The sequence below is a fragment of the Actinoplanes sp. NPDC048967 genome (genome assembly GCF_040649415.1).
Taxonomy (GTDB): domain Bacteria; phylum Actinomycetota; class Actinomycetes; order Mycobacteriales; family Micromonosporaceae; genus Actinoplanes.
In genome coordinates this window covers 705,238-718,560 of the sequence record NZ_JBEZFL010000005.1, presented here as the reverse complement: position 1 = coordinate 718,560, position 13,323 = coordinate 705,238, and the positions used below count along the sequence as shown (strand labels likewise).

Genomic DNA, 13,323 nt, shown 5'->3' with positions numbered 1-13,323 from the left:
GCTACTTGGAGTAGAGCTCGACGATCAGCTGCTCCTGGACCTGGGTGTCGATCACCTGGCGGGCCGGGAGCGAGTGGATCAGGATCTTCATCTCGCTCGGGATCGGCTCCAGCCACGCCGGCACCGGGCGGGAACCCGCCTGGGCCTGCGCGACCACGAACGGCGTCATCTCGCGGGACTTCTCCCGGACCTGCACGATGTCGTGGTCCTTCACCCGGTACGACGGGATGTCGACCTTGACTCCGTTGACCAGCAGGTGGCCGTGCTTGACCAGCTGACGGGCCATGTCGCGGGACGCGGCGTAGCCGGCCCGGTAGACGACGTTGTCGAGACGCGACTCGAGGATCTGCAGCAGCACCTCACCGGTCTTGCCGGGCTTGGTGACAGCCTCCTCGTAGTAACCGCGGAACTGCTTCTCGAGCACGCCGTAGGTGCGGCGGGCCTTCTGCTTCTCGCGGTGCTGGAGCAGGTACTCGGTCTCCTTGGTCCGACCGCGGCCGTGCTGGCCGGGCGGGAAGGGACGCGACTCGAACGGGCACTTCGGCCCGTCGCACTTGCTGCCCTTGAGGAACAGCTTCATCTTCTCGCGGCGGCAGCGCTTGCAGTCCGCCCCTGTGTAACGAGCCATGCTTCGATCTCTCCCTTAGACCCGGCGACGCTTAGGCGGACGGCAACCGTTGTGCGGCTGCGGCGTGACGTCGGAGATCTGCCCGACCTCGAGGCCCGCGGCCTGCAGCGAACGGATGGCGGTCTCCCGGCCGGAACCGGGGCCCTTGACGAACACGTCGACCTTGCGCATGCCGTGCTCCATGGCCCGGCGGGCGGCGGCCTCGGCGGCCAGCTGCGCGGCGAACGGAGTCGACTTGCGGGAGCCCTTGAAGCCCACCTGGCCGGACGAGGCCCAGGAGATCACAGCACCGGTCGGGTCGGTGATCGACACGATGGTGTTGTTGAAGGTGCTCTTGATGTGCGCCTGCCCGTGGGCGACGTTCTTGCGTTCCTTGCGCCGGACCTTCTTGACGGGTGCTCCGGCGCGTGCCTTCGGTGGCATAAGTCAGTGCGCTCCTATTACTTCCGACCGGGCTTCTTCTTGCCAGCGACCGTGCGCTTCGGACCCTTGCGGGTACGAGCGTTGGTCCGCGTCCGCTGTCCGCGGACGGGGAGACCCCGGCGGTGGCGGATGCCGGCGTAGCAGCCGATCTCGACCTTGCGGCGGATGTCGGCGGCGACCTCGCGGCGCAGGTCGCCTTCAACCTTGAAATTGGCCTCGATGTAGTCGCGGAGCTGGACCAGCTCCTCGTCCGTGAGGTCCTTGGCGCGCTTGTTCAGGTCAATGCCGGTCGAGGTGAGCGCCTCCACGGCGCGGGTCCGACCGACCCCGAAGATGTAGGTGAGCGCGATCTCCATCCGCTTCTCGCGGGGAAGATCGACGCCGACGAGTCGAGCCATAAGTGGGCGTACTCCTCAGGTGTCTCACGGAGGTCTGTGCCCGGCCCATCCCCGCCTGCCCGGGCGGGGCCCCGGCCTCCGACCGGGGGTGAAACCGCGCTTCATCGCGAGATGACGCCGCGGCTGGGACGAGCTTGTTCAGTGGTACGGATCTGGCAGCGAGCTGGACTCAGCCCTGGCGCTGCTTGTGACGCGCGTCGGTCTTGCAGATGACCATGACGCGGCCGTGCCGCCGGATGACCCGGCAGTTGTTGCAGATCCGCTTGACGCTCGGCTTGACCTTCACGGTTGTGCCTTGACTCTCTGTCAGACGGGACTAGGCAAAGCCCCCGCGACCCTTACTTGTAGCGGTAGACGATTCGCCCGCGGGTCAGGTCGTACGGCGAAAGCTCGACGACGACCCTGTCCTCCGGGAGGATGCGGATGTAGTGCTGCCGCATCTTGCCGCTGATATGAGCCAGTACCTTGTGACCATTCGCAAGCTCCACACGGAACATGGCGTTCGGCAGAGGCTCGATCACTCGGCCTTCGATCTCGATGGCTCCGTCTTTCTTTGGCATGTCCTCCGCTACCTGACATCGGGTTCTGGGGCGGGCTCACAACGTTCATCCCGGGTTGAGGGTTCGCACCGGGACCAGCCGCGGCTCCTCCGCCACCGAAGCGCTGGTGGACATGGAAGAGTGGACGCTGCGCGCCAGCTAGCCAGTGTACGCGCGAGGAGCATTGACACCAAACCGAGGTCCCCGTAACCCGGGGTCGGGTGTGTCGGACGGCCGGTCAGCCCGCCGTTTTGTCCTTCTTCGGACGCTCGAGGAGCGTTTCGTCCGGTGGGTTCGGGTCGGATTCGAGCGCCCGGCGTTCCCGTTTGGCCTGCTTCGCCTGGCGCTTACGGGCCTTCTTCTCCGCCTGCTTGCGCGGCTCACCGGAGGCGAGGCCGGTCAGGGTGACGAAGACCAGGACCACACCCCACGGACCGGCCACCCAGATGGGCCAGAAGTCGAGCAGCTCCCCGGAGGCGATGCTGGAGATCAGCCAGATCGCGGTGGTGATCCCGACCACCGGTATCCAGCTGGCCCAGACCTCGAGGACCCAGCGGCGGGCCAGCTCGGCGTTCGAGGCGTCGAGGCCGGGGGTGGCGACGGAACCGGACGGGCGGCGCTGCGCCGGCACCGGCAGCGCGGCCGCCGGCAGATCGCTGAGCAAGGGATGCAGTTCGCCGTACGTCTTGGCCGCGTACGCCTGCTGCAACCGCTCGTCGTACTCGTGCAGATCCAGCCGGCCCTCGTCGAGCGCGGCCTTCAGCTGATCCGCCACGGCCTGCCGATCGGCGTCGGCCGCTCTCATCTCGTCCCGGCCCATACCTTCCAGCATGCCAGCAGCGGGCCACGACCCGCATCAGCGATCGCGCTTGCCCCACCGGCCGAGCACTCCCAAGACCAGCGGGATCAGCATCCAGAGCGGCCAGGGGTAGATGAAGTCGCGCGAGGCGATGCAGGAAATGCCCCAGATGATGAAGCAGACCAGCACCACGCCGCCGTACGAGGCCAGGAACGGCGGGCCGCCCGGCTGGGGCACATCGCCCGCCCCCGGCGCCGGTGAGGGCGCAGCGGGCGGCTGATAGGGCTGGACGCGTGACTGCTGGGCCGGGACGGTGCCGGGCAGATCGGTCACCAGGGAGTCGAGCTCGCCGAAGGTCTTGGCGCCGTACGTCCGCTGCAACCGCTCGTCGTACTCGTGCAGATCCAGCCGGCCCTCGTCGAGCGCGGTCTTGAGCTTGTCGGCGATGGCCTGGCGGTCGCTGTCGCCGGCCCGCATCTCGTCACGGCTCATCGGTCTTTTACTCCGCCAGGGAGTCAACGGCCGGCTGACGGGCGGTGACCAGCTCGCCCAGCCGGGCCCGGCCACCGTCGGCCGCCGTGGTGACCCAGACGCCGTCGTCGAGCAGGCACATGGTGTGCTCCACGTGCGCGGCCATCGAGCCGTCCCGGGTGACCACGGTCCAGCCGTCGTCGAGCTCCACCGTGCGGGGCGAGCCCATGGTGATCATCGGCTCGATCGCCAGGCACAGGCCGGGCACCAGGCGCGGGCCCTTGCCGGGCTTGCCGTGGTTGAGCACGTGCGGGTCCTGGTGCATCTCGGTGCCGATGCCGTGCCCGCCGTAGCCGTCCACGATGCCGTAGCGGCCCGCCTTGCGGACGGCCTTCTCGACGTTGAACGAGATGTCGGTCAGCCGGCCCCGGCCGTTGGCGGCACCGCGGGCGGCGGCGGCGATGCCGGCCCACATCGCGTCCTCGGCCACCTGGGCCATGGTCAGCAGGGCCGGGTCGGTCTCACCGACGCCGACGGTGATCGCGGAGTCGCCGTGCCAGCCGTGCAGGATGGCGCCGCAGTCGAGGGAGAGCAGGTCGCCCTCCTTGAGCACCTGCTCGGCGGCGGGGATGCCGTGCACGACCTGCTCGTTGACCGAGGCGCAGATCGAGGCCGGGAAACCGTGGTAGCCCTTGAACGACGGGACCGCGCCGGCGTCCCGGATGACCTTCTCGGCGATCGCGTCCAGGTCAGCGGTGGAGACGCCCGGGGCGACCGCTTCGCGCATCGCCGCCAGAGCGGCGGCGACGACGAGGCCGGCACCGCGCATCAGCTCGATCTGCTCCGGGGTCTTCAGCTGAATGTCCAGCTGCGGACGGCGCATCGTTATCCCCCGTAAGACCGCAGGGCGTCGATGGCGCGCACCGTCACGTCCTCGACCGGCCCGGTGGCGTCGATGCCCACCAGCTTGCCCTGGGCGCCGTAGAAGTCGACCAGCGGCGCGGTCTTGTCCGCGTACTCGACGAGGCGGTTGGCGATCGTCTCCGCCTTGTCGTCGTCACGCTGGAACAGCTCGGAGCCACACCGGTCGCAGATGTTCTCCTTGCTGGTCGGGTCGAACTCGACGTGCCAGATCTTGCCGCAACCACGGCAGGTCCGGCGGCCCGAGAGCCGCCGGATCACCTCGTCGTCGTCGACGACCAGTTCCATCACCAGATCGAGCGCGATGCCGAGGTCGGCCAGCAGCTTGTCGAGCGCCGACGCCTGCGGGACGGTCCTCGGGAAACCGTCCAGCAGGAAGCCGTCGCCGGCGTCGGGCTCGGCGAGCCGGTCGCGGACCATGTTGATGGTCACCTCGTCAGGGACGAGATTGCCCGCGTCCATGTAACGCTTCGCCTCGACGCCGAGCGGTGTCCCCTGCGAGACGTTGGCCCGGAAGATGTCACCGGTCGAGATCTTCGGTACGGCGAGATGGGCAGCGATGAACTCAGCCTGGGTCCCCTTGCCGGCCCCCGGGGGGCCCACCAGTACCAGCCGCACCTACATCGCCTCGCTTCGGTGAGAACGAGCCTCGCAAACCACAGACGCAAGAGCCCCCCGGCTCCGCGCCCCCACTACCGGAGGAACCCTTCGTAGTTGCGCTGCATCAGCTGGCTCTCGATCTGCTTGACCGTCTCCAGGCCCACACCCACCATGATCAGCACCGCCGTACCACCGAACGGGAAGTTCTGGTATTGCGCGCTGTTCAGCCAGATGAAGAAGAAGTTCGGCAGGACCGAGATCAAGCCGAGGTAGAGCGCACCCGGCAGGGTGATCCGGCTGAGGATGAAGTCCAGGTAGTCGGCGGTCGGCTTACCGGGCCGGATGCCCGGGACGAAACCACCGTACTTCTTCATGTTCTCCGCGACCTCGGTCGGGTTGAACGTGATCGAGACGTAGAAGTACGTGAAGAAGATGATCAGCAGGAAGTACGTGGTGATGTAGATCCAGTGGCTCGGGTTGGCCAGGTTGTTCTGGATCCACTGCTGATAACCCTTGAGGTTGTTCTGGTCGAAGAACTGCAGGTACAGCTGCGGCAGGTAGAGCAGCGAGGACGCGAAGATCACCGGGACGACACCGGCCTGGTTGACCTTCAGCGGGATGTACGTCGAGGTGCCGCCGTACATGCGCCGGCCGATCATGCGCTTGGCGTACTGCACGGGGATGCGGCGCTGGGCCTGCTCGATGAAGACGACCGCACAGATGACGATCAGCACGAGCGCGATCACCAGGAGGAACTTGGCGACGCCGCTGCTCTCCTTGATCGTCCAGCCCTCGCCGGGAAGGCGGGCGGCGATCGAGGTGAAGATCAGGACGGACATGCCGTTGCCGACGCCGCGGTCGGTGATGAGCTCGCCGAGCCACATGACCACGCCCGTGCCGGCCGTCATCGTGACGACGAGCATGACGAGGGTCAGCCAGACCGGGATGCCGGTGTTCTCCGGCACGATCTGGAAGTTCGACTGGTCCTGCGGGCACGCGTTGGCGAAGAGCTGGCCGGAGCGGGCCAGCGCGACGAACGCCGAGGACTGCAGGACCGCGAGGCCCAGGGTGAGGTAACGGGTGTACTGGGTGATCTTGGCCTGGCCGGACTGGCCTTCCTTGCGGAGCTGCTCGAGGCGGGGAATCACCACGGTCAGCAGCTGCAGGATGATCGATGCCGTGATGTACGGCATGATGCCCAGCGCGAAGACGGACAGCTGGAGCAGCGCGCCACCGGAGAAGAGGTTCAGCAGGTTCAACACCCCGCCGCCGGCGTTGGTGCTGTTCACCACGTCCAGACAGTTACGGACGTTGGTGTAGGACACGCCTGGGCTGGGCAGAGTGGCGCCGAGCCGATAGACCGCGATGATCGCTACTGTGAACAGCAACTTCTTGCGCAGGTCAGGCGTCCGGAACGCACTGGAAAAGGCGGAGAGCAACTTCTTCCTCCTGCGCGAGGTGACCGCCAAGTATCCGGCGGATGGGGGGAGGCATCGGTCCGGACGACCGATATCCCTAGCTGGGAACGGACTTTAACAGTCTGACGTGCCTGTTGTGAGGCACGGTCGCCCTATGTGCAACACCCTGGGACGAAGGGCAACCGGACGACCTGGGGAGCAGCGGCCCCCGGCCCGGCGAAATGCCAGGTCAGACGCCACAACGGGGATGCCGCCCGAGCATCTCGCGATGCCCGGGCCAGCATCCCCGGAAAACCTCACAGCTCGGTGACGGAACCGCCGGCGGCTGCGATCTTCTCTTTGGCGGACTCGCTGAAGGCGTGCGCCGAGACCTGCAGCGCCACGCCACCCAGTTCGCCCGAGCCGAGAACCTTCACCGGCTGGCCCCGACGGACCGCGCCGGCGTCGGCCAGCTCCAGCGGACCGATCTCGCCACCGTTCGGGAACAGCTCGGCGAGCCGGTCCAGGTTGACAACCTGGAAGACGACCTTGTTGCGCGGGCGGTTGCCCAGGCCCTTGATCTTCGGCAGGCGCATGTGGAGGGGCATCTGCCCGCCCTCGAACGCCGCCGAGACCTGGTAACGGGCGCTGGTGCCCTTGGTACCGCGGCCCGCGGTCTTGCCCTTGGAGCCTTCACCACGACCCACGCGGGTCTTGGCCTTCTTGGCGCCGGGCGCCGGGCGCAGGTGGTGGACCTTGATCGCCATTATTCGACCTCCTCGACACTGACGAGGTGGCTGACGGCGAAGATCATGCCCCGAATCTCGGGACGGTCTTCCTTGACCACCACATCGTTGATCCGCTTCAGCCCGAGCGACCGCAGGGAGTCCCGCTGGTTCTGCTTACGGCCGATACCGGACCGGAGCTGCGTGACCTTCAAGCGTGCCATCACCGCACCGCCGCTTCCGCGCGCGACGCCAGCATGGCCGCAGGGGCGACGTCCTCGACCGGGAGGCCACGGCGGGCCGCAACGGCCTCCGGGGACTCCAGGCCCTTCAGGGCCGCCACCGTCGCGTGCACGATGTTGATCGGGTTCGACGAGCCGAGGCTCTTCGAGAGCACGTCGTGGATGCCGGCGCACTCCAGGACGGCACGCACCGGGCCACCGGCGATGACGCCGGTACCGGCGGACGCCGGCTTGAGGAGCACGACGCCGGCGGCGGCCTCACCCAGGATCGGGTGGGGGATCGTCGCGGCGATGCGCGGCACCTTGAAGAAGTGCTTCTTGGCCTCCTCGACACCCTTGGCGATCGCCGCGGGCACCTCCTTGGCCTTTCCGTAGCCGATACCGACGGTGCCGTCGCCGTCGCCCACGATCACCAGGGCGGTGAAGCTGAAGCGACGACCACCCTTGACGACCTTGGCGACACGGTTGATCGCTACGACCCGCTCGAGATGCGGGGTCTTCTCGACGGGCGCGTTACCGCGACCGCCCTCACGGCGGTTGTCGCGGCGGCCACCTTCGTTGTTACCGCCGGACCCGCCGCCTCGGCGCTGCTGACCAGGCATAGGTCTTCCCTCCTAGAACTCGAGTCCGGCTTCGCGGGCGGCTGCGGCAAGCGCGGCGATCCGCCCCGCGTACCGGTTACCGCCGCGGTCGAAGACGACCTTGGAAATGCCCGCGGCCTGGGCCCGCTCGGCGAGGAGAGCTCCGACCTTGGCGGCCTGCGAGCTCTTGTCACCCTCTCCGCCCCGCAGGGACGGGTCGAGGGTGGAGGCCGACGCGAGCGTGTGGCCCTTGAGGTCGTCGACGATCTGCGCGGTGATGTTCCGCGTGGACCGGGTGACGACCAGACGGGGGCGCTCGGCGGAGCCGCGGACGTTCTTGCGGACCCGGAAGTGCCGACGTGCCTTGCCGACGGCGCGCTTGTACGACGCACCGCCGCCATTGCGGCGCTTGAGCAGCGTGGCGGTCACTTCTTACCTGCCTTTCCAGCCTTGCGGCGGATGACCTCGCCCTGGTACTTGACGCCCTTGCCCTTGTACGGCTCCGGCGGGCGGATCTTCCGGATGTTCGCAGCGACCTCGCCGACGAGCTGCTTGTCGATACCGGTGACCGTGAACTGCGTCGGCCGCTCCACCGTGAAGGTGATGCCAGCCGGCGGGACCACGTTGACCGGGTGCGAGAAGCCCAGGGCGAACTCGAGGTCCTTGCCCTTGGCGGTCACGCGGTAACCGGTGCCGTTGATCTCCAGCGTCTTCTTGTAGCCCTCGGTGACGCCGACGATCATGTTGGCGACCAGGGTACGCGAGAGTCCGTGCAGCTCCTTGGCCCGACGTTCGTCGTTGGGCCGGTTGACCGCCAGCTCGCCGTTCTCCGCCTTCTCGACGGTGATCGGCTCGGCGACGGTGTGCGACAGCTCGCCCTTGGGGCCCTTGACCTTGACGGTCTGGCCCGTGATGGTGACGTCGACGCCGGCCGGGACCGGGATCGACTTACGTCCGATTCGCGACATGTCTAAGTCTCCGTTACCAAACGAAGGCGAGGATTTCCCCGCCAACGCTCCGCTTGCGGGCCTGCCGGTCGGTCAGCAGCCCCTGGGACGTCGAAACGATCGCGACGCCCAGGCCGCCGAGCACACGCGGGAGCTCGTCGGACTTGGCGTACACCCGCAGGCCGGGCTTGGACACGCGCTTGATACCGGCGAGGCTGCGCTCACGGTTCTGGCCGTACTTCAGCTCAACCACCAGGCGCTTGCCGACTTCGCCTTCCGCGGGCTCCTCGGCCGACCAGGAAGCGATGTAGCCCTCTGCCTTGAGGACCTCGGCGATACTCGCCTTGATCTTCGAGAAGGGCATGGTCACCTTGTCGTGGTACGCCTGGTTGGCGTTACGCAGACGCGTGAGCATGTCTGCGATCGGGTCCGTCATCGTCATGGGTATTCGTCAACCTTTCTCGCCGGGGTTCCCAGGGAAGTCCCGGGCCTACGGCGAAGCGGTATTACAAGGATTACCAGGAAGCCTTCGACACGCCGGGCAGCTCACCGCGGTGGGCCATGTCCCGGACACACACCCGGCACAGGCCGAACTTGCGGTAGACCGAGTGCGGACGTCCGCACTTCTGGCAGCGGGTGTACGCCCGTACGGCGAACTTGGGCTTCGCGGCCGCCTTGATGATCAGCGCCTTCTTAGCCATGCTCAGTTCTCCTTGAACGGGAAGCCCAGAAGCTTGAGCAGCTGCCGGCCCTCCTCGTCGGTCGTGGCGGTGGTGACCACCGTGATGTCCATGCCCCGGGTCCGATCGATCCGGTCCTGGTCGATCTCGTGGAACACCGACTGCTCGGTCAGACCGAACGTGTAGTTGCCGTGGCCGTCGAGCTTGCGCCCGTCCAGGCCGCGGAAGTCACGGATACGCGGCAGCGCGATCGACAGCAGCCGGTCCAGGAACTCCCACATCCGGTCGTTGCGAAGGGTGACCTTCGCGCCGATCGGCATGCCCTCACGCAGCTTGAACTGCGCGATGGACTTGGTCGCCCGCCGCACCAGCGGCTTCTGACCGGTGATGGTGGTCAGGTCACGCACGGCGCCGTCGATCAGCTTGGCGTCGCGGGCAGCCTCGCCGACACCCATGTTCACGACGACCTTCACCAGGCTGGGGATCTGCATGGGGTTGCCGTACTTGTACTGCTCCTGAAGCGCAGAGATGACCTCACTGCGGTACTTCTGCTTCAGCCGGGGCAGCGTCTTGGTTTCGGTAGCGGCAGTCATCACAGGTCCTTACCGGTGCTACGCGCGATACGAACCTTCTGGCCGTTCTCGTCCCGCCGGAAGCCGATGCGAGTCGGCTTGCCCTCGGAGTCCACGATCTGCACGTTCGAGATGTGGATCGGGGCTTCCTGCGTGACGATGCCGCCGGTCTTGGAACCGCGCTGCGTCGTGCGGATCTTCTCGTGCTTCTTCATACGGTTGACGCCCTCGACCAGGACCTTGTCCTGCCGCGGGAAGGCGGCGATGACCTTACCCTTGGCGCCCTTGTCCTTGCCGGCGATGACGACGACCGTGTCGCCCTTCTTGATCTTCACGGTCAGAGCACCTCCGGCGCCAGGCTGATGATCTTCATGAACCGCTTGTCGCGCAGCTCGCGGCCGACCGGGCCGAAGATGCGGGTACCGCGGGGGTCGCCACCGTCCTTGATGATGACGGCGGCATTCTCGTCGAAGCGGATGTACGAGCCGTCGGGACGGCGCCGCTCCTTGGCGGTGCGGACGATGACGGCCTTGACGACGTCACCCTTCTTCACACCGGCACCCGGAATGGCGTCCTTGACCGTGCACACGATGACGTCACCGATGCTCGCGTAACGGCGACCGGAGCCGCCCAGAACGCGGATGCACAGCACTTCCTTGGCACCCGTGTTGTCGGCGACGCGCAGTCGCGACTCCTGCTGGATCACGTCTGTCTCCTATGTCTGCCAGTTCTCCGGCACGGGGACGTACCAGAGCTTGGCGGAACGATGGTCCGCTGGGCCGGCCGGGATGTCCCGGCCGGCCCAGCAAACTCACTTGGCCTTTTCGAGGATCTCCACGACACGCCACCGCTTGGTACGCGACAGCGGACGGGTCTCCATCAGGGTGACCCGGTCACCGACGCCGCACGCGTTCTGCTCGTCGTGCGCCTGGAGCTTGCGGGTGCGCCGCAGGACCTTGCCGTAAAGGGCGTGCTTGACGCGGTCCTCGACCTCGACGATGACGGTCTTGTCCATCTTGTCGCTGATCACCAGACCCTCACGCACCTTGCGCTGGGTCCGGGGCGCAGCTGCTGCGTTCTCGCTCATGCTGTAGTCACCTCAGTCGGCGCGGCCGAGAGCCCCAGCTCACGCTCACGCATGATCGTGTAGATCTTCGCGATGTCCTTACGGACGACCTGCAGACGACGGTGGTTGTCGAGCTGACCGGTCGCACCCTGTACGCGGAGGTTGAACAGCTCCGCCTTGGACTCACGCAGCCGCGAGATCAGCTCCTCCTCGGAGAGCTCCCGCAGCTCGGAAGCCTTGACGCCGGCTGCCATCAGCCTTCACCACCTTCGCGCGTCACGATGCGGCACTTCATCGGGAGCTTGTGGATGGCGCGACGCATAGCCTCGCGCGCGATCGTCTCGTTCGGGAACGACATCTCGAAGAGAATGCGTCCCGGCTTGACGTTCGCCACCCACCACTCCGGCGAGCCCTTGCCGGAACCCATGCGGGTCTCGGCGGGCTTCTTGGTCAGTGCCTGGTCCGGGAAGATCGAGATCCACACCTTGCCGCCACGCTTGATGTGGCGGGTCATGGCGATACGAGCCGACTCGATCTGCCGGTTGGTCACGTACGCCGGCTCCAGGGCCTGGATACCGAACTCACCGAAGACCACCCGGTTGCCGCCCTTGGACGCGCCGTGGCGGTCCGGGTGGTGCGGCTTGCGGAAGCCCTTCGGGGGCTTACGCGGCATCAGCATGTGTCAGCCCTCCTGCTGCGTTTCGGCCGCAGCCGGAGCAACGGCGGTGTCGGTCGTGGGCGCAGCCTCCGCCGGAGCGGGGGTAGCAGCCGCGGCCTGAGCGGCGCGACCGGCCTCGGTGCCACCCGCGGTCGTACCGGACGAGCCGGAACGGCCACGACGCGGACGGTCGGGACGCTCGGCGCGGTCACGGCGCGGACGCGCGGGCGCCTCGGGGGCCACCTCACGTCCGGGCACGTAGTCGCCCTTGTAGATCCAGACCTTCACGCCGATGCGGCCGAAGGTCGTACGGGCCTCGAAGAAGCCGTACTCGATGTTGGCGCGCAGCGTGTGCAGCGGAACGCGACCCTCACGGTAGAACTCCGTGCGGCTCATCTCCGCGCCACCGAGGCGGCCGGAGACCTGCACCCGGATGCCCTTGCAGATCGGGTTCTTCATCGCCGACTGCATCGCCTTGCGCATGGCCCGGCGGAAGCTGACCCGGCTGGACAGCTGCTCGGCGACGCCCTGCGCCACGAGCTGCGCGTCCGACTCGGGGCTCTTCACCTCGAGGATGTTCAGCTGGACCTGCTTGCCGGTGAGCTTCTCGAGCTCGCCGCGGATCCGGTCGGCCTCCGCACCCTTACGGCCGATGACGATGCCCGGCCGGGCGGTGTGGATGTCCACGCGGACCCGGTCCCGGGTGCGCTCGATGTCCACCTTGGAGATGCCGGCGCGCTCGAGGCCCTTGGACATCATGCGGCGGATCTTGACGTCCTCGCCGATGTAGTCCTTGTAGAGCTTGTCCGCGAACCAGCGGCTCTTCCAGTCGGTGGAGATGCCGAGGCGGAACCCGGTGGGGTGAACTTTCTGACCCATTACTCGGCGCCTTCCGTGCTGCTGCTCTGGGACTCGGCCGGCTGGGCCGCCGGAGCAGCCTTCTTGGCCGGCGCGGCCTTCTTGGCCGTGGCCTTGCGGGCCGGCGTGGTCACCTGGACCGCCTCGACCGCCACGGTGATGTGGCAGGTCCGCTTGCGGATCCGGTACGCCCGGCCCTGCGCCCGCGGCCGGAACCGCTTGAGCGTCGGGCCCTCGTCCACGAAAGCTGCGCTGACCAGGAGCGCGTCCGGGTCGAGCCGTTCGTTGTTCTCTGCGTTCGCAATCGCGCTCGCGAGCACCTTGTAAACCTGCTCACTCGCAGCCTGCGGCGCGAACTGCAGGACCGTGAGAGCCTCCTTCGCGGGCAGACCGCGGACGAGGTTGATCACACGGCGCGCCTTGTTCGGCGAGATGCGCACGTGGCGCGCAACTGCCCGAGCGCCCGGCAGGACCGGAGCATCGCTCTTGACTGGCATCGCTGTAACCCCTTTCTGATCCGTGGACTGATTAGCGGCGACGGCTCTTGCGGTCGTCCTTCTCGTGACCCTTGAACGTGCGGGTCAGAGCGAACTCGCCGAGCTTGTGACCGACCATGGCCTCGGTGATGAACACCGGGACGTGCTTGCGCCCGTCGTGCACGGCGATCGTGTGCCCGAGCATGTCGGGAATGATCGTCGAGCGTCGCGACCAGGTCTTGATGACGTTCTTCGAGTTCTTCTCGTTCTGGACTTCCACCTTCTTGAGCAGGTGGTCGTCGACGAACGGGCCCTTCTTCAGGCTGCGAGGCATCTTTTAAC

26 protein-coding genes are annotated in these 13,323 nt (G+C 67.2%); all 26 read right to left on the bottom strand.

Going from position 1 to position 13,323, the window contains the following annotated elements; translation table 11 throughout:
- Window position 1: 1 nt before the first annotated feature.
- Window positions 2-628, bottom strand: coding sequence for a 30S ribosomal protein S4 (gene rpsD / locus AB0C12_RS25235; protein ID WP_203776576.1), 627 nt, complete (start codon window positions 626-628; stop codon window positions 2-4).
- Between the two features lie 15 nt (window positions 629-643).
- A complete protein-coding gene (gene rpsK, locus AB0C12_RS25230) occupies window positions 644-1,051 on the bottom strand; it encodes a 30S ribosomal protein S11 (RefSeq protein ID WP_015619020.1) in 408 nt (135 codons plus the stop codon).
- A 17-nt stretch (window positions 1,052-1,068) separates the two neighbouring features.
- Window positions 1,069-1,449 carry a 30S ribosomal protein S13 gene (rpsM, locus tag AB0C12_RS25225; RefSeq protein ID WP_203776578.1) on the bottom strand — a complete coding sequence of 127 codons (381 nt, stop codon included), beginning with the start codon at window positions 1,447-1,449 and terminating at the stop codon, window positions 1,069-1,071.
- 169 nt (window positions 1,450-1,618) lie between these two features.
- Entirely contained in the window at window positions 1,619-1,735 is a 117-nt protein-coding gene (gene rpmJ, locus AB0C12_RS25220) for a 50S ribosomal protein L36 (RefSeq protein WP_015619018.1), read from the bottom strand.
- Between the two features lie 52 nt (window positions 1,736-1,787).
- Window positions 1,788-2,009: a translation initiation factor IF-1 gene (infA, locus tag AB0C12_RS25215; protein WP_007073013.1), complete on the bottom strand. Its 222-nt coding sequence runs from the start codon at window positions 2,007-2,009 to the stop codon at window positions 1,788-1,790.
- A gap of 217 nt (window positions 2,010-2,226) precedes the next feature.
- Window positions 2,227-2,808, bottom strand: a complete 582-nt coding sequence (locus AB0C12_RS25210) for a DUF1707 domain-containing protein (protein WP_360551832.1) — start codon at window positions 2,806-2,808, stop codon at window positions 2,227-2,229.
- Window positions 2,809-2,844: 36 nt separating this feature from the next.
- The gene (locus tag AB0C12_RS25205; protein ID WP_360551830.1) at window positions 2,845-3,279 is read right to left on the bottom strand and encodes a DUF1707 domain-containing protein; all 435 of its coding nucleotides are present in this window, start codon (window positions 3,277-3,279) and stop codon (window positions 2,845-2,847) included.
- Between the two features lie 7 nt (window positions 3,280-3,286).
- Complete coding sequence (gene map / locus AB0C12_RS25200; RefSeq protein WP_360551828.1) at window positions 3,287-4,141, bottom strand: type I methionyl aminopeptidase; 855 nt, start codon at window positions 4,139-4,141, stop codon at window positions 3,287-3,289.
- 2 nt (window positions 4,142-4,143) lie between these two features.
- On the bottom strand, window positions 4,144-4,797 hold the full coding sequence (locus AB0C12_RS25195; protein ID WP_125804098.1) for an adenylate kinase: 654 nt from the start codon (window positions 4,795-4,797) through the stop codon (window positions 4,144-4,146).
- Window positions 4,798-4,871: 74 nt separating this feature from the next.
- Window positions 4,872-6,218 carry a preprotein translocase subunit SecY gene (gene secY, locus AB0C12_RS25190; RefSeq protein ID WP_360551826.1) on the bottom strand — a complete coding sequence of 449 codons (1,347 nt, stop codon included), beginning with the start codon at window positions 6,216-6,218 and terminating at the stop codon, window positions 4,872-4,874.
- A 275-nt stretch (window positions 6,219-6,493) separates the two neighbouring features.
- A complete protein-coding gene (gene rplO, locus AB0C12_RS25185; RefSeq protein WP_212987318.1) occupies window positions 6,494-6,943 on the bottom strand; it encodes a 50S ribosomal protein L15 in 450 nt (149 codons plus the stop codon).
- Window positions 6,943-7,125: a 50S ribosomal protein L30 gene (rpmD, locus tag AB0C12_RS25180; protein ID WP_203776584.1), complete on the bottom strand. Its 183-nt coding sequence runs from the start codon at window positions 7,123-7,125 to the stop codon at window positions 6,943-6,945. Before rpmD ends, rplO begins: the two co-directional genes overlap by 1 nt.
- Window positions 7,125-7,745, bottom strand: coding sequence for a 30S ribosomal protein S5 (gene rpsE, locus AB0C12_RS25175; protein WP_125811511.1), 621 nt, complete (start codon window positions 7,743-7,745; stop codon window positions 7,125-7,127). Before rpsE ends, rpmD begins: the two co-directional genes overlap by 1 nt.
- A 12-nt stretch (window positions 7,746-7,757) precedes the next feature.
- Window positions 7,758-8,141 carry a 50S ribosomal protein L18 gene (rplR, locus tag AB0C12_RS25170; RefSeq protein WP_360551984.1) on the bottom strand — a complete coding sequence of 128 codons (384 nt, stop codon included), beginning with the start codon at window positions 8,139-8,141 and terminating at the stop codon, window positions 7,758-7,760.
- Between the two features lie 8 nt (window positions 8,142-8,149).
- On the bottom strand, window positions 8,150-8,692 hold the full coding sequence (rplF, locus tag AB0C12_RS25165; RefSeq protein ID WP_360551822.1) for a 50S ribosomal protein L6: 543 nt from the start codon (window positions 8,690-8,692) through the stop codon (window positions 8,150-8,152).
- A gap of 13 nt (window positions 8,693-8,705) precedes the next feature.
- A complete protein-coding gene (rpsH, locus tag AB0C12_RS25160; protein WP_203776587.1) occupies window positions 8,706-9,113 on the bottom strand; it encodes a 30S ribosomal protein S8 in 408 nt (135 codons plus the stop codon).
- A 73-nt stretch (window positions 9,114-9,186) separates the two neighbouring features.
- Window positions 9,187-9,372: a type Z 30S ribosomal protein S14 gene (locus AB0C12_RS25155; RefSeq protein ID WP_014440734.1), complete on the bottom strand. Its 186-nt coding sequence runs from the start codon at window positions 9,370-9,372 to the stop codon at window positions 9,187-9,189.
- 2 nt (window positions 9,373-9,374) lie between these two features.
- Complete coding sequence (rplE, locus tag AB0C12_RS25150; RefSeq protein ID WP_360551820.1) at window positions 9,375-9,944, bottom strand: 50S ribosomal protein L5; 570 nt, start codon at window positions 9,942-9,944, stop codon at window positions 9,375-9,377.
- Window positions 9,944-10,264: a 50S ribosomal protein L24 gene (gene rplX / locus AB0C12_RS25145; RefSeq protein ID WP_212987499.1), complete on the bottom strand. Its 321-nt coding sequence runs from the start codon at window positions 10,262-10,264 to the stop codon at window positions 9,944-9,946. The genes rplE and rplX overlap by 1 nt, the downstream gene beginning before the upstream one ends.
- On the bottom strand, window positions 10,261-10,629 hold the full coding sequence (rplN, locus tag AB0C12_RS25140; protein ID WP_360551818.1) for a 50S ribosomal protein L14: 369 nt from the start codon (window positions 10,627-10,629) through the stop codon (window positions 10,261-10,263). Before rplN ends, rplX begins: the two co-directional genes overlap by 4 nt.
- A gap of 105 nt (window positions 10,630-10,734) precedes the next feature.
- Entirely contained in the window at window positions 10,735-11,010 is a 276-nt protein-coding gene (gene rpsQ, locus AB0C12_RS25135; protein WP_360551816.1) for a 30S ribosomal protein S17, read from the bottom strand.
- Complete coding sequence (gene rpmC, locus AB0C12_RS25130) at window positions 11,007-11,243, bottom strand: 50S ribosomal protein L29 (protein ID WP_212987325.1); 237 nt, start codon at window positions 11,241-11,243, stop codon at window positions 11,007-11,009. Before rpmC ends, rpsQ begins: the two co-directional genes overlap by 4 nt.
- On the bottom strand, window positions 11,243-11,668 hold the full coding sequence (gene rplP, locus AB0C12_RS25125) for a 50S ribosomal protein L16 (protein ID WP_360551813.1): 426 nt from the start codon (window positions 11,666-11,668) through the stop codon (window positions 11,243-11,245). The genes rpmC and rplP overlap by 1 nt, the downstream gene beginning before the upstream one ends.
- A 3-nt stretch (window positions 11,669-11,671) precedes the next feature.
- Window positions 11,672-12,526, bottom strand: a complete 855-nt coding sequence (rpsC, locus tag AB0C12_RS25120; RefSeq protein WP_360551810.1) for a 30S ribosomal protein S3 — start codon at window positions 12,524-12,526, stop codon at window positions 11,672-11,674.
- Window positions 12,526-13,002 carry a 50S ribosomal protein L22 gene (rplV, locus tag AB0C12_RS25115; protein ID WP_360551808.1) on the bottom strand — a complete coding sequence of 159 codons (477 nt, stop codon included), beginning with the start codon at window positions 13,000-13,002 and terminating at the stop codon, window positions 12,526-12,528. The genes rpsC and rplV overlap by 1 nt, the downstream gene beginning before the upstream one ends.
- 31 nt (window positions 13,003-13,033) lie before the next feature.
- Window positions 13,034-13,315: a 30S ribosomal protein S19 gene (gene rpsS, locus AB0C12_RS25110; protein ID WP_020513590.1), complete on the bottom strand. Its 282-nt coding sequence runs from the start codon at window positions 13,313-13,315 to the stop codon at window positions 13,034-13,036.
- Window positions 13,316-13,323 lie beyond the last annotated feature (8 nt).

What these genes read in the sequence shown, in the direction of transcription:
- rpsD (WP_203776576.1), bottom strand. Translation starts at nt 628, where the DNA reads ATGGCTCGTTACACAGGGGCGGACTGCAAGCGCTGCCGCCGCGAGAAG.
- rpsK (WP_015619020.1), bottom strand. Translation starts at nt 1,051, where the DNA reads ATGCCACCGAAGGCACGCGCCGGAGCACCCGTCAAGAAGGTCCGGCGC.
- rpsM (WP_203776578.1), bottom strand. Translation starts at nt 1,449, where the DNA reads ATGGCTCGACTCGTCGGCGTCGATCTTCCCCGCGAGAAGCGGATGGAG.
- infA (WP_007073013.1), bottom strand. Translation starts at nt 2,009, where the DNA reads ATGCCAAAGAAAGACGGAGCCATCGAGATCGAAGGCCGAGTGATCGAG.
- AB0C12_RS25210 (WP_360551832.1), bottom strand. Translation starts at nt 2,808, where the DNA reads ATGGGCCGGGACGAGATGAGAGCGGCCGACGCCGATCGGCAGGCCGTG.
- AB0C12_RS25205 (WP_360551830.1), bottom strand. Translation starts at nt 3,279, where the DNA reads ATGAGCCGTGACGAGATGCGGGCCGGCGACAGCGACCGCCAGGCCATC.
- map (WP_360551828.1), bottom strand. Translation starts at nt 4,141, where the DNA reads ATGCGCCGTCCGCAGCTGGACATTCAGCTGAAGACCCCGGAGCAGATC.
- rplO (WP_212987318.1), bottom strand. Translation starts at nt 6,943, where the DNA reads ATGGCGATCAAGGTCCACCACCTGCGCCCGGCGCCCGGCGCCAAGAAG.
- rpmD (WP_203776584.1), bottom strand. Translation starts at nt 7,125, where the DNA reads ATGGCACGCTTGAAGGTCACGCAGCTCCGGTCCGGTATCGGCCGTAAG.
- rpsE (WP_125811511.1), bottom strand. Translation starts at nt 7,745, where the DNA reads ATGCCTGGTCAGCAGCGCCGAGGCGGCGGGTCCGGCGGTAACAACGAA.
- rplF (WP_360551822.1), bottom strand. Translation starts at nt 8,692, where the DNA reads ATGTCGCGAATCGGACGTAAGTCGATCCCGGTCCCGGCCGGCGTCGAC.
- rpsH (WP_203776587.1), bottom strand. Translation starts at nt 9,113, where the DNA reads ATGACGATGACGGACCCGATCGCAGACATGCTCACGCGTCTGCGTAAC.
- AB0C12_RS25155 (WP_014440734.1), bottom strand. Translation starts at nt 9,372, where the DNA reads ATGGCTAAGAAGGCGCTGATCATCAAGGCGGCCGCGAAGCCCAAGTTC.
- rplE (WP_360551820.1), bottom strand. Translation starts at nt 9,944, where the DNA reads ATGACTGCCGCTACCGAAACCAAGACGCTGCCCCGGCTGAAGCAGAAG.
- rpsQ (WP_360551816.1), bottom strand. Translation starts at nt 11,010, where the DNA reads ATGAGCGAGAACGCAGCAGCTGCGCCCCGGACCCAGCGCAAGGTGCGT.
- rpmC (WP_212987325.1), bottom strand. Translation starts at nt 11,243, where the DNA reads ATGGCAGCCGGCGTCAAGGCTTCCGAGCTGCGGGAGCTCTCCGAGGAG.
- rplP (WP_360551813.1), bottom strand. Translation starts at nt 11,668, where the DNA reads ATGCTGATGCCGCGTAAGCCCCCGAAGGGCTTCCGCAAGCCGCACCAC.
- rpsC (WP_360551810.1), bottom strand. Translation starts at nt 12,526, where the DNA reads ATGGGTCAGAAAGTTCACCCCACCGGGTTCCGCCTCGGCATCTCCACC.
- rplV (WP_360551808.1), bottom strand. Translation starts at nt 13,002, where the DNA reads ATGCCAGTCAAGAGCGATGCTCCGGTCCTGCCGGGCGCTCGGGCAGTT.
- rpsS (WP_020513590.1), bottom strand. Translation starts at nt 13,315, where the DNA reads ATGCCTCGCAGCCTGAAGAAGGGCCCGTTCGTCGACGACCACCTGCTC.